At 39.4% G+C, this 13,380-nt stretch carries 16 protein-coding genes; 1 reads left to right on the top strand and 15 read right to left on the bottom strand.

Annotation, left to right across the window (positions count from 1 at the left end; all coding sequences use genetic code 11):
- Window positions 1-6: 6 nt before the first annotated feature.
- From HOO54_RS04960 to HOO54_RS04900, 13 genes are all read right to left on the bottom strand, one after another.
- Window positions 7-2,169, bottom strand: a complete 2,163-nt coding sequence (locus HOO54_RS04960; RefSeq protein WP_172291954.1) for a Tex family protein — start codon at window positions 2,167-2,169, stop codon at window positions 7-9.
- Window positions 2,170-2,231: 62 nt separating this feature from the next.
- Window positions 2,232-2,831, bottom strand: coding sequence for a PP2C family serine/threonine-protein phosphatase (locus tag HOO54_RS04955; protein ID WP_172291956.1), 600 nt, complete (start codon window positions 2,829-2,831; stop codon window positions 2,232-2,234).
- The gene (gene sigB / locus HOO54_RS04950; protein WP_172291986.1) at window positions 2,828-3,619 is read right to left on the bottom strand and encodes an RNA polymerase sigma factor SigB; all 792 of its coding nucleotides are present in this window, start codon (window positions 3,617-3,619) and stop codon (window positions 2,828-2,830) included. The genes HOO54_RS04955 and sigB overlap by 4 nt, the downstream gene beginning before the upstream one ends.
- The gene (gene rsbW, locus HOO54_RS04945) at window positions 3,585-4,067 is read right to left on the bottom strand and encodes an anti-sigma B factor RsbW (protein ID WP_172291958.1); all 483 of its coding nucleotides are present in this window, start codon (window positions 4,065-4,067) and stop codon (window positions 3,585-3,587) included. Before rsbW ends, sigB begins: the two co-directional genes overlap by 35 nt.
- The gene (locus tag HOO54_RS04940; RefSeq protein ID WP_172291960.1) at window positions 4,064-4,393 is read right to left on the bottom strand and encodes an anti-sigma factor antagonist; all 330 of its coding nucleotides are present in this window, start codon (window positions 4,391-4,393) and stop codon (window positions 4,064-4,066) included. The genes rsbW and HOO54_RS04940 overlap by 4 nt, the downstream gene beginning before the upstream one ends.
- Window positions 4,394-4,451: 58 nt before the next feature.
- Complete coding sequence (locus HOO54_RS04935; protein ID WP_172291962.1) at window positions 4,452-5,459, bottom strand: PP2C family protein-serine/threonine phosphatase; 1,008 nt, start codon at window positions 5,457-5,459, stop codon at window positions 4,452-4,454.
- Between the two features lie 13 nt (window positions 5,460-5,472).
- The gene (locus HOO54_RS04930) at window positions 5,473-5,871 is read right to left on the bottom strand and encodes an anti-sigma regulatory factor (RefSeq protein WP_172291964.1); all 399 of its coding nucleotides are present in this window, start codon (window positions 5,869-5,871) and stop codon (window positions 5,473-5,475) included.
- 2 nt (window positions 5,872-5,873) lie between these two features.
- On the bottom strand, window positions 5,874-6,239 hold the full coding sequence (locus tag HOO54_RS04925; protein WP_172291966.1) for an STAS domain-containing protein: 366 nt from the start codon (window positions 6,237-6,239) through the stop codon (window positions 5,874-5,876).
- 2 nt (window positions 6,240-6,241) lie between these two features.
- Window positions 6,242-7,054 (bottom strand): STAS domain-containing protein, encoded by an 813-nt coding sequence (locus HOO54_RS04920; protein WP_309244850.1) that lies wholly within the window; start codon window positions 7,052-7,054, stop codon window positions 6,242-6,244.
- A gap of 120 nt (window positions 7,055-7,174) precedes the next feature.
- Window positions 7,175-7,525 carry a type II toxin-antitoxin system endoribonuclease NdoA gene (gene ndoA / locus HOO54_RS04915; protein WP_172291968.1) on the bottom strand — a complete coding sequence of 117 codons (351 nt, stop codon included), beginning with the start codon at window positions 7,523-7,525 and terminating at the stop codon, window positions 7,175-7,177.
- A 4-nt stretch (window positions 7,526-7,529) separates the two neighbouring features.
- Entirely contained in the window at window positions 7,530-7,811 is a 282-nt protein-coding gene (locus HOO54_RS04910) for a CopG family ribbon-helix-helix protein (RefSeq protein ID WP_172291970.1), read from the bottom strand.
- A gap of 94 nt (window positions 7,812-7,905) precedes the next feature.
- Window positions 7,906-9,078 carry an alanine racemase gene (gene alr, locus HOO54_RS04905; protein WP_172291972.1) on the bottom strand — a complete coding sequence of 391 codons (1,173 nt, stop codon included), beginning with the start codon at window positions 9,076-9,078 and terminating at the stop codon, window positions 7,906-7,908.
- 426 nt (window positions 9,079-9,504) lie between these two features.
- Window positions 9,505-10,521 (bottom strand): LolA family protein, encoded by a 1,017-nt coding sequence (locus HOO54_RS04900; RefSeq protein WP_172293099.1) that lies wholly within the window; start codon window positions 10,519-10,521, stop codon window positions 9,505-9,507.
- Window positions 10,522-10,782: 261 nt separating this feature from the next.
- Here HOO54_RS04900 and HOO54_RS04895 point away from each other — a divergent pair, with 261 nt between their 5' ends.
- Complete coding sequence (locus HOO54_RS04895; RefSeq protein ID WP_172293097.1) at window positions 10,783-11,382, top strand: rhomboid family intramembrane serine protease; 600 nt, start codon at window positions 10,783-10,785, stop codon at window positions 11,380-11,382.
- Here the strand turns inward: HOO54_RS04895 and HOO54_RS04890 are convergent.
- A complete protein-coding gene (locus HOO54_RS04890; protein ID WP_172293095.1) occupies window positions 11,379-12,860 on the bottom strand; it encodes a PH domain-containing protein in 1,482 nt (493 codons plus the stop codon). The two genes, HOO54_RS04895 and HOO54_RS04890, sit on opposite strands and share 4 nt — an antisense overlap.
- Window positions 12,850-13,329, bottom strand: coding sequence for a PH domain-containing protein (locus HOO54_RS04885; protein ID WP_172293093.1), 480 nt, complete (start codon window positions 13,327-13,329; stop codon window positions 12,850-12,852). Before HOO54_RS04885 ends, HOO54_RS04890 begins: the two co-directional genes overlap by 11 nt.
- Between the last annotated feature and the right edge of the window lie 51 nt (window positions 13,330-13,380).

The following is a 13,380-nucleotide window of genomic DNA, read 5'->3' as shown; positions in this document are numbered from 1 at the left end:
GCAGTGCTATTTTTCTTTCATCATTGATAAAGCAACCCTTCCTTTAGCCGTATCTACATGCTCCACCCAAACTGTTACAATATCGCCGACTGATACAACATCAAGTGGATGTTTGACAAAGGTATGACTGAGTTTAGAAATATGAACCAGCCCATCTTGCTTGACTCCAATATCCACAAATGCACCAAAATCAACTACATTTCGTACAGTGCCCTGCAGCTCCATGCCTTCTTTTAAATCTTCCAATTGAAGCACATCGGTTTTCAAGAGGGGTTTTGGCACTTCATCCCTTGGATCACGTTCAGGTCTTGTTAGCTGTCCGCAAATGTCCTTTAGTGTGATTTCGCCTATTCCGAGTTGTTCAGCGGTTTCAGTATGATTCAGTTCTTTAATTTTTGTTTTTAGTTCGGACGAACCAATTTGATCTGTTGAAAGACCAAGATTCTTTAAGAGCTCTCTTGTTTCTTTATAGCTTTCCGGATGGATTCCTGTTCTATCAAGCGCTTCGTCACCATCTGGCACTCGTAAAAACCCGATGCATTGTTCATATGTTTTTGCACCTAACCGCGGGATATTTTTTAGTTCTTTCCTAGTTGTGAATTTCCCAATTTCTTCGCGCTTGTTCACGATGTTAGTAGCGACTGCTTTGGATAGTCCTGCTACATATTGTAATAGTGCAGCTGAGGCTGTATTTACATTGACACCGACTTGGTTGACGACCATTTCAACTACAAATCGCAGAGAGTCGTTTAATTTTTTTTGGCTGACATCGTGCTGATATTGACCGACACCAACTGATTTAGGATCGATTTTGACAAGTTCGGCTAACGGATCTTGAAGGCGCCGCGCAATCGACACTGCACTTCGTTCTTCAACCTGTAACTCGGGAAACTCTTCCCTTGCCAGCTCTGAAGCAGAATAGACACTTGCCCCAGCCTCATTAACAATTAAATAGTAGACTTGCCGATCAATTTTTTTTAATAATTCGGCAATAAATTGTTCCGTTTCTCTCGAAGCGGTTCCGTTTCCGATCGCAATCACTTCAATACCGAATTTTTCAATGATATTTTGCACTTTTTCACTTGCCGCATGTTTCTTATTGACTGGCGGGTGTGGATAAATCACATCAATTTTCAGCACTTTTCCAGTTTCATCAACAACTGCCAGTTTACAGCCCGTTCGAAATGCTGGATCCACACCTAGAACAAGCTTTCCTTTCATCGGCGGCTGAAGCAACAGCTTGCGTAAATTTTCGGCAAAAATGTGAATGGCCTGATCTTCCGCTTTTTCTGTCAGCTCTTTTCTAATCTCCCGTTCAATCGATGGCTGGATCAGACGTTTAAAGCTATCTTCGATCACGCTGATCAAAACGTCTTTTGCTGTTGTTTGTTTATGTTTTAATATCTGCTTCTCTAAATAACCGAGAATATGTTCCACAGGCGGTTCAACAGACACTTTTAAAATCTCGTCTTTTTCACCACGATTGACAGCAAGTACACGGTGAGGGACAATTTTTAGAATGGGTTCTTCATATTCGTAATACATCTCATATAATTTCTTGTCATCCGCTTCAATATTTTTGACTACCGATTTTAACGTTCCTTTTTTAAACGTTTCCTGTCGAATCCATCTTCTAAATTCCGGTTCATCAGAGATTCGTTCAGCAAGAATATGTTTTGCACCTTCAAGTGCTTCTTCAGCACTGAAAACTTCTTTTTCTTCATTTATGTATTGTTGGGCTTCAGCAAAGATTTCCCTGTTTTGCGGAAGTGTGATGATATAGTCAGCCAATGGCTCAAGCCCTTTGCTTTTAGCAATTGTTGCTTTCGTTTTTCTTTTTTGCTTATATGGACGGTATAAGTCTTCAATTTCTTGCAGTTTTTCCGCTTTTTCAATTTTCAGCTTTAAGTCGTCTGTCAGCTTATCTTGCTCCGCAATTAAGCGAATCACTTCGTCTTTTCGCTGATTCAAATGCTGAATGTATCCCCATCTTTCAGAAATTGTTTGAATTTGCACTTCATCCATCGAACCTGTTTGTTCTTTACGATATCTCGCAATAAACGGTACGGTATTTCCGCCTTCTAACAACTGAATTACATTTTCGACATGTTTGGATGTCAGTCCGGTTTCCTTAGCAATTTGCTTGACGATCAATGCCAAATTATCCATGATAGCCTCCATATAGATGTTCTTTCTTAAGTGTACCAAAAACCTATACCAAACTGAACAGTTTAACAAAACTGCCCAATGATATAGGTTAAATCGTCATTACCATGTGTAGTGTACATTTCTAGTTTCTGTGAAATCGTCTCTGGAGAATGATGTTTCAGTTCATGTCGAAGAGCAGGAACCGACAGTCCATCTGAATAGATCATGAACTTTGATCCCTGTTGATAAGAATAGGTGAATGTTTTTTTAGTAGTATGCGGTTTTCCTGATAAATATCCTTTGGTCGGAATTGGAGAAAAGAATTGATCTGAAGGATGATATAAAATAAAGCGAATATTTCCAACAGAAGTGTAGGTTAATGTCTTTGTTTTAAAATCCGCTTTTAAAATAGCTACGGTCGCACCCCGTTTATGTTTCATAGCTTGGTTACAGCGTTCCATTAAGTTTTGGATATCATCATCACGGTACTTTTCGATCATTTGGCTTATTGTTGAAGAAGATTCGTGAGCCAGATCACCGCTCCCAAGTCCATCAGCTACACTACATATCATACCATTATTAGTTGTATGAAAATAAAAACTGTCTCCGCATATCCTTTTCCCTTCTTTAGGTATTTGATAAACGAGAGCACGGATATACCGGTTTGCTTCGGTCCAGATCATGATTTCAACTCCATAAAAGGATCTTCCGCTAATGCTTCCCTCAATCGTTTTACAGCTTTGCGCTGAAGTCTTGATACATGCATTTGTGATATTCCTAGTAGTTCGCCGGCTTCTTTTTGACTTTTGTTTTGAATATAAGTCAGATCGAGTATTTGTCTTTCACGGTCTGACAGGACATCTAACACACTGTCAAGCATCAGCTTTTGATTTACTTTTTCATAACCTTGTTCTTGGGTGCCAACCATATCAAGGATCGTGACTGTACTCCCATCTGTGTCTGCTTCAATGCTGTGATCGACAGATAAAGCATGATAGCTTTTTACCATTTCCATTGTTTCTAGTACATCTTCTTCAGTTACATTTAAGAATTCAGCAATTTCATCGACCCGTGGGGATCGTTGTGTTTTTGCGGTTAAATGATCAACCGCCGATTTGATCTTCGGTCCTAATTCCTTAATTCTTCTCGGGACATGTACACTCCATGTTTTGTCGCGGAGAAACCGCTTGATTTCCCCAATAATCGTTGGAATGGCAAAGGCTTCGAATGATTTCCCCATCTCAGGATCATAGCGTTTCAACGCACCGAGTAAACCAAGCATTCCGACCTGTTGTAAATCTTCATGGAAGTTCTTTCCTTTAGAATATTTATTTGCTAACTTTTCCACTAAATTCGTATAATGCTGGACGAGAGTCAGTTGGGCGTTTTCATTCTGGTCGTTCTGGTATTCTTTAATGAGCCGGGCTACGTCATCTTTAGTAAGCTTTATATTTTTGGACGGTTGTGTCATCATCAACTCGCTCCCTGTTTAAGAACTTAATCATTGATACAGTTACACCTGGGTCAATTTGTACGTTGACTTCATCCATAAGCGTTTCAATTAAATATAACCCGAGCCCTCCTTCTGTTAATTGATCTGCCGTATACTTTGAGGAGTATGGACCGATGTTCTTCTGTTCTTTTTCAATATCAAAACTTTGACCCTGATCAGTGACAGTGATTTCTAGACGATCTTCAAACATACCAAATTTCACGGAAAATTCGCCATTTTTGTCTGCTCGATAAGCATGCTGCACAGCATTTGTACAGGCCTCACTGACAGAAATTTTCAAGTCTTCAATATCATCGTAAGAATACCCCATTTTACTTGCTATTCCAGATAGTGTCAAACGAATAATTCCTACATATTCGGGTTTAGCAGGTGACTTCATTTCAATGTGATCAGCTATTCGCTTCATGATAATTCACCCTCAGACTTTCCAAAAATATCGATGATATTTTTTAAACCTGTGATATCAAATAATCGGAGTAAACGGTCAGACAGATTCCTAAGCACTAAAGACCCTCCTGTTTTGTTTACCGTTTTATAAATCCCTACAAACACACCTAATCCTGTACTGTCCATATATGAAACGTCCTCAAGACAAACCTCTAGACACTTTCCCTCCTCCGCAAATTCCATTAAAGAATCGCGCAATAACGGAGCGGATTGCACATCTATTTCTCCTGCTACTTTCATTTTTACTACATGATCATATTCTTTTGTACCGATTTTCAAGTTCAACAGTATCACCTCAGGTTTCCATTCTAGCTATTGTTTCAATACCCCTCAAAAAAAAGCTCTAAACCTTTCTTTTCAAAATAATAAGGGTAAAATCATCATGGAGCTTAAAGTCTTGCAGTTTGAGCAAACTTTCATAGATGTTTTCAACCATTTGTTGTGCTGGTTCTGACATATGTAAGGCAATTAATTTTTTTAAGTCTGACCGTTCCAAAAACCCGCTATCTTTTCTACTTTCGGTCACACCATCAGAAAAAAGAATAATCATATCACCAACATGTAGCTTTTGTTCGTATTGTTTATAGTCATAATCAGATGAAATCCCGAGAACGAGACCTTTCGCCAGTAAATCGTAGAATTTACGTTCGCTAGAGCAGTAATAAAAGCCTGGTTCATGACCGGCAGAGGCAAACTTGAATAGGTGATGTTGCAGATGATAATTTCCATAAAACATCGTAATAAACATATTTGCATCAACATTTTGTTCCACTACTCGATTTAGGCTTCTCAGTACCTTTGAAGGATGTGCGCCAGAGTCCGGTAAAGAATCCATCGCATATTTGATCATTGACATACATAAAGCCGCTGGAATCCCTTTTCCAATCACATCAGCAATAGCAATATTGATCGAGTCCTGATCACGAACAAAATGATAGTAGTCACCGCTCATTTGCTTTGCCGGGACACTTATAGCCCCAATGTCGAGCGTTTTATCCTTCGGTATTGTTGTCTCAAGCAGTGTTTGCTGGACATTTGCAGCAATCTCAATTTCTGATTTGATTTCCTGCTGAATGCCTCTTAATGTTTGATGTTCTTGATAAGCAAGACCATACCCAATCATCACTTCAATTAAAAAATCAAGCGAGTGGAACACTTGAATTGGCAAATCTGGATACAACTCAGACAAAACCTTTCGATGGATACTGATGATCTCTTCTGGCGGCACTTGCTGCTCAATTGTTTTTCTGCTGAATTTTTGTCCTTGATATAAAGATGTCTCAGTTAATTCAGATAAATAACGGCTAAGTAGTTGTTGATAACGTTGCGTGATCATTTCCTTGAACTCCATTCGTTCCCTCCTACTAAAGCCACTTTACGGCCTTGATCTTCGTTCCATTTTCTGCATCTGAATGTAATTCAAATTGGTCCATTAAACGCTTTACTCCTGGAAGACCGGCCCCTAATCCACCCGATGTTGAAAAGCCATCTTCCATCACTTTGCGGATGTCGGCTATACCCGGGCCATGATCCTCTGCAATGATATTCAGCCCCTTTTTCGCTTTTTCTTGGACCTCTTCAATGCATATTTGACCTTCTCCAGCATATAGGTAAATATTTCGGGCCAGTTCAGAAATAGCTGTCGTAATTCTTGCTTGATCTACTGTACCAAATCCAAGTTCTTTGGCAATGTTTCGCCCAAGTTGTCTGGCAGCTACAATATCCCATTCTGTCAAAATCTTTACACAGGACCGGTCTTTCATGACTATTCCCCCAATTCACGCTGCAATGTCTCAAGCCCTTTTTCAAGATCAATTGCTGTTGACATGTCTGCTAATGAAACACCGAGTTCAATTAATGTCACCGCAACAGATGGTTGTATACCTGTCAGGACCATTTTAGCCCCGAGCAGTTTTGACATTGTCATCACATCGCTTAACACTTTAGCAATAAAAGAATCGATGATATCTACTGATGTCAGATCGATGACCACTCCGCTCGAACCTGTTTCATAGATCTTATTGAGCAAATCTTCTTGAAATTGGAGCGCTGTTTGGTCATCAAGTTCTACTTGGATAGATACGAGCAGGTAATGACCAAGTTTCAAAATTGGAACTTTAGGTGTCCTCACCACTATTCCCCCAACGAAACAATTTTTCTATTTGTCATTTCTAATGCGGTTTCAATTCCTCTTTGCAACGTATTTTTTGTCACCACTTGTGTTAAATCAATGCCTAGATTGACAATGGTTTGTGCAATTTCGGGCCGAATGCCGACAAGCAGACATTTTGCGCCAACAAGTCTAACAGCTTCAGAAGCTTGAATAATGTGATGAGCAACCATTGTATCGACAACAGGTACACCTGTGATATCGATTAAGACCACTTCAGAACGATGTTTCACTACTCCGTTGAGGAGGTTCTCCATCATTTTTTTGGCACGTTCAGTATCAATTGTCCCGACAAGTGGCATGACCGATATGTTTTCAAAAACCGGAATGAGTGGTGCTGAAAGCTCTTGTAAAGCAACTTTTTGCAATGCAACGGTTTTTTCCCAAGAAACAGCATATTGATGAAGGATCTCGCTGTTAATCGGATCAATAAACTGATCAATTTGCCAAATCAAATCGCTGCACCGATCATCTTCAGTATGGTTGTCTATTTCATGATAAAGATGTTTCCAAAATGCCGATAAACTAGATGACAAAAGTTTAAAGGAAACACCGATTTGGACCGATTTTGAAGAAAATTTGCCAATAGCGGCCGCTTTTTCAGTTTCAATTTTTGAATCATTCATTAAAAGCTCAAGATAATCCCGGCTCATCATTTGATATATCTGATCGTTTAAAGATTCCCTATTATCCAGGTTTTTTAAAATGTCTGCCCAATGTTCAGCTAGTTCATCTTGGTGTTCCATGATATAGTTTAAAATCACATCATTCGACACATTGATCCCCCCTATGACGAAAACAATAAAATTTTTCTTCAATATCACCATTATATCGTGGGGTTTTTTGGAACACAAAAAAAGTTGCTCTTTCCTCTGTGAGCAACTTCTTTTCCCTTATTAAAAATCAATAAGTGCCAAACTAATTTGTAAGGCTTCATCAACCTTTTCCATCATCTCATCATCAAGATGAGTGATTTTGTCCGTTAGTCTTTGCTTATCGATCGTTCGAATCTGTTCCAGCAATATAACGGAATCTCTTTCAAAACCATAGCGTTTCGCATCAATTTCGACGTGGGTAGGTAATTTTGCTTTCTGTATTTGGGCTGTTATGGCTGCAACAATAGCAGTTGGGCTGAAGCGATTGCCGATGTTGTTTTGAATCACTAAAACCGGGCGCACCCCGCCTTGTTCTGAGCCAACAACAGGAGATAGATCAGCAAAATAAACATCGCCGCGTTTCACAATCAAATGATTATCCTCCGCTTACTAAGCGCTCTACGGTGTTTTCAGCCTCAAATTCTGCAAATTGCGCCTCAGAAGAGATGTTTAAATTGATTTTGGCCATCTCCATATAGCCGCGTCTCATCGATTCCCGTATTTGTCGATTTTTGCGTTCGCGCAAGTACATTTTTGTAGCTTGATAAATCAGCTCATTCCTACTTCCGTTATCTTGCATGACAACACCATCAAGTTCAGATATTAATGCTTCTGGCAACCGAATCATTATTTCAGTTGTAGCGCTGGATTCAGACAAAAACATACACCTCCACCAAACTTACGAATACTACTTTATTCATTCCATGTTAATCATATCATTATTCTTTTCGTAAGCAAAGCTGTTTTTCTACTCATTCTTTATCATTTGGTAAAATCGGATTCCTTACTCCAATTATACGCTCATTTTCTAAAAACATACGGGGGACACGAGAACTTATCATACACGTAATTTCGTAATTAATCGTTTGCAGTCTTTCTGCTATTTCGTCGACTGAGATCGATTCGTCTTTTTGTTTTCCAATCAAAGTGACTTTTGTGCCAACAGGATACTCTTGATCAAGAGCAATCATAAACTGATCCATGCAAATTCGCCCGGCCATTTTTTGCCGTTTGCCGTCAATCAGCACTTCACTACCGGCAAGCTTGCGCATCCATCCATCCGCATACCCGACAGGTACAGTTCCAATCCATTGATCATGCTCTGCCGTATATGTAGCTCCATAACTGACACTTTCACCTTTTTCAATTTTTTTGACATGAGCAAGTTCAGTTTGCAGTGAAAACACTTCCTGTAATGGAAATGGGAGCTCGTCTTTTATTTCTGGTGAAGGAGACAAACCGTACATACCGATCCCGAAACGGACCGCATTAAAAAGCTGTTCCTTGAACCGCAATCCTGCAGCACTATTTGATGAATGGACCATCAAACGGTCAAGCGGGAGAGGTTTAATCAGTTTTTTAAACCGTTCAAGTTGCATACGGAAATAGTCCGTCTCCTTTTCATCTGCTGTCGCAAAATGGGTGAACACGCCTCTGCAGTTTATTTTACCACTCGCTTTGGCCAACTCCATAATCTCTTTTATTTCTTCTTCTGTTCGACATCCGATCCGTCCCATGCCGGTATCGATTTTGAGATGGACATCAAGAGCGGTCTCGTCATCACTAAGGAAACCAAGTGATTCTTTTACCCAGCCCACTGAATAAGCCGTAACCGTAATCCGATATTCGGCTGCAATATGGGCGTATTCAGGTGGGACTGCACCAAGCACAAGGATCGGTGCTTTAATCCCTTGTCCTCTTAATGAGATTGCTTCATCTAAGAAAGCTACAGCAAGAATGGACGCTCCTTCTGCCAATGCCGCCTTAGCGACTTGAGCATCTCCATGTCCATAAGCATTTGCTTTCACAACTGCCATCAGGTGAACATCCTCGCCAATATGCTGTTTCATATGACGCACATTGTCTTTTAAAGCTGTCAAATCGATTTCTGCCCAAGTTTTTCTGTAAAATGGTTTTAATCTCATGCTGACACTTCCTATTCAATTGTTTCAAATCATCCTTTTTATCATACTAAAAATGTTGTTAAAAAGAAATTTTGTACAGATCGATTTAAAACACATTTTACGAAGAAATGGTTCAAAACATACACCGGATTATAAAAAAGTAAAAATGGTTTTTGAAGCGAAAGTCTAGTAGCGGTCGGATTGAAGAATATTTTTTTGATTTTGCCAAAATATATATAGGGAATTCCAAAACAAATCAATCAGTTTACGAATTCCGAAATCTAATAACATCATTTTCTAGTAAACTCCTCAATAAACGAAGTGATCAAGAGGGAACTAGTAAAAATGCAAATCGCAGTGAAATTTCCACGAATGACTTAACGTGAAAAAGGGCGTCCAATCAGTCGATTTTTCGACGATTGGACAGCCCCACCTGAATGGCCATATTTACTTGGATGACTGACCTTGCATACTTTTGGCAACCATTAGAAGTTCATTTTGTGAAAGATCTTCTGAAGAGAGGAGATAGTCAACTCCATCGTATGTCCAAGACAGTGATTTTTCTTGAAGAACACCGACTGTGAATCCGAGGTTAACCGGCTCACCACTCATGGAAACAGAAGCTGATGTTTTGGCGACTCGAGCTTTTTCCTGAATTAATGTAAATGTTTTTTCGCCGCCATATGTGATGACAATCCTTTTGCCGTCATCTGTTGTCATTTCCTTCTCTTCTAGCTTCTTCACACCTTGCGGAAGGTCAAGAGGCGTTTTCACCGCAAAGGATTCTGACGGTTCAGCACTTGTCGTCACATCGATTTGCGATAGTGTCATATTTTTCTTTTCATCAAACGAGCTTTTATCTAAAGGTTTATCAAATTCAAAACTTTTGAATTCTACTGTGACCATCGCTTTTCGATCCGTATCCATCACTTTCACTGATGAAGGGGTCAGGTTTTTCTTGTTAAATACAATTTCTTGTGTCGGTAACATTTGATTATGCTGATAGTTCGTTTTCGTTTCAAACAAATACTTTGAATCCTTTGTTGAAAAGTTAGCTTCACCATCATTTTTAATATCCTTTACAAGTGATTCAAATAAGTATACTTGGCTGCTGTTGTTAGGCCAATCACTATGAAAACGGAAACTTTTATTTAAAGACGGTGTCAGAACAAACACACCATTTTCATTCCGCAAAATCACCTGACTTTGATCCTTTTTCGGGTTTTCTAAATAGACTCGGTAGAAAGACGGTTTTTTATGCCATATTTCCACATTATACACCTGCGGTTCAGTTCCAGTTTCAATCGTCATTTTTGCTTTTGCCTTATAGGACGTGTATTCTTTTGCCTTCTTGTCGAGCCCCGTGACAATATCTTCTTGCGATTTTTGGCCGCAGGCAGAAAGCATAAAGACAACAAGCAGCCCCGTTAAAAGCAAAACAAAGCTTTTTCTCACCTTTTTCAACCCCTTTTTAATCATTGATGTAAAAAGGAAGAAACCGCTTGTTCGACTTTAACGGTACGCTATTAGAAAGGGGCCGACGATATCGGCACGCGTACCATAAAAGCCTGCAACGACTTGTCTCCCTTATTGCACTACCCAATATATGTGGGTGGGTAAAACAATATGCAGACATGCTGCCAACATTCATGTTTGTACTATTTATCAATGGTTTCACATAAATGTATGATAATATGTACAAGATCATTGCAAAGGGGCTAAAGTATGTTTATTAGAACCGAAAATCCACAGACATTTATTAAATTCTATCCGGTGACAGCCGCCATATTGGCCCTCCAGATTGCCATATGGACTCTTTTTTTGCTACCGTTTCCTTCTGTACAGATGTGGTCTAATTTAATGACCGGATTTAATTTAGGAATCACCAAAGGAGAATGGTGGCGATTCCTCACACCCATTTTCATTCATGCAAGTTTTTCGCACCTGCTTTTCAACTCATTTTCACTTTTTTTATTTGCCCCAGCGCTGGAGCGAATGCTGGGCAAAGTACGTTTTTTGTTGATTTATATCGGCTCAGGATTGGTGGGGAATATCGGTACGTATTTGACTATGCCTTTGGAATATATGCATGTCGGATCATCTGGAGCGATCTTTGGCTTATTCGGTGTATATGTATACATGGTTCTTTTTCGAAAAGATCTGATCGACAGGACCAACTCGCAAATTCTTTTAACCATTCTTGCTATTTCATTATTGATGACATTGATCAATCAGCAGGTTAATATAATTGCACATATTTTTGGTCTTTTCGGTGGACTTGCATTCGCCCCTCTATTGTTAAACAAAAAAAGCGACGGCTTTTAACCGTTCGCTTTTTTTTGATATGAATACCATTGAAAAATCGTTTCTGAATCTTTCTCTTCTGCATCTTTCACAGAAAAACTTTCCATTAGCATCGAAGATTTAATGGTCGTATGAATTGAAACAAGTTTTTTGCGACGTTGAAAATAAGAACGGCTTATCTTATAGACTTGCATTCGTCGCTTCTGCATGACAACCGTTGTCTTACCAAGAAAACGGGAGCAAATGAGAAATTTTTTATGACTGATTTTCCATCCTGCATCTTTAAATGCTAAATAGCCAAGAAGCCAAAAAAACGGGAGCAGTAAAACTGAAAAATATCCCCATGGCGGAAAGAATATAGACAAAGGGATGACAGCCGCAACAGGCCATGATGCGCGCAACAAATAACGGCGTAAGGCACGTTTTGGCAGATGGTTGAGCCCTTCTTCAGGTGCATAATCAGGCAGCATTTCATGAAGCCGCTTTTGGACTTCTTTCTTCTTAATGATCGGAAACAAAACCGTTGATTTGTCTTGCTCCATTGCACTTCCGCCAGCACTAACAATCGTAATAGATGCATAACCGAACGGCTGTCTGATCAAACCCTCTTTTATTTTAATCGCTTGGATTCTTTTTAAAGGTAAAGTGGTTTGATGTTTTTCAATCAATCCTCTGGAAATGACCAGTTCATTCTTTTTCCGTACGACCGAGAAGTTGGCATATTTCAACAACATTCCTACAATACTAAATAGCCAAGCAACAAAAAGGACTAGAAAAATAAGCAAGGCAATGACAGCGACTCCAGCGCTGTCCAAAAAGGAAAACTGATCAAACAGCCAGTCAAGTTTGACATATTCGTCTACTTGCGTATAAATAGCGAAAACACCAGAAATCACCATTCCAATTCCACTTGAAGTTGATGCTGCAATTAAAAGCTCAGATCCGTTCATCTTATAGACCATGTTTTGTGGAGGTTCTTCTGTTTTTTCCACAACTTCTTTTTGAACCACAATTTCGTTATTTAAATCAGTTTCGGCGATTTCTTTCTTTTTTTCCAAAAGCATCTTTTGAAGCTGATCAGCTTCAATTTGTGTGATGGCAGCCAAAGAGACTTCCGCTTCTTTTCCGCCGCCAGCTGTTTCAACCTGAAGTTTAACAAGCTTAAACAGCTGCTGAATAATTCCTGCACTTGTATTGATGGTTTGAATCCGTTCAATTGGTATATACTTTTTTTTCCTCGTGATCAGACCTTCTTCGATCCGCAATTCATCCTCTTCAATTCGATAGGTAAACTTTCTCCATCTTAAAATACTGATGATGATCAAGGAAATGAAAACGACTGCGACTACTATAATAGCTATGATCGTTACCAGTTTGTTTTGATTCAAAAAAAAGGCAACACCAAATGGAACAATAAAATTCTTTACCGTTTCAATTAACCCTTTAAAGAAATTGAGAATCATGGCTGCCGGGTGTAACCGCTTCGGTTCAGACATCATTTTCAGTCACCCTTGCCAACCGAGATATAAAGTCTCTAAGCCGATCTGCTTCTTCCACATTAAGCGCGGGAATGGAGTGGGTTGTGGCAGCTGTTGAAATTTGCACAGATGCGAGTTGGTACCTTCTGAGCAGCGGTCCCTGTGCTGTATCAACATGCTGAACTCTGACCATCGGTATAATGACACGCGTCACCCAAAAAATCCCATGTTGGATGTCTATCTCATGTTCATGTACTTCATACCGCCAAATTTTATGGCGAATATTAGGAATAATAAAAATAATAAAGAACGAAAGTAACAACCAAATCACAATCGCTAATATCCCAATCCACAAAGGCCATTTAAAGATTAAGACCAATGTCAACAAACCGGAAGCTACTAATAGTAAAACAAACGATGTGATGGCAGCACTGATTTTCCATACTTTGAGTCCATCATGGCTGATCTGATATTTTGGTTCATTTCTCAATATTACTTCCCCCAATCTACCACTATTTACGAATGTATTCCTAAAAAGTTT

Source organism: Bacillus sp. WMMC1349 (assembly GCF_013155385.1).
In the GTDB taxonomy this organism is placed as follows: Bacteria; Bacillota; Bacilli; order Bacillales; family Bacillaceae; genus Bacillus.
Note: the sequence above shows the minus strand (reverse complement) of the source record. Positions and strands in the feature narration are given on the sequence as shown.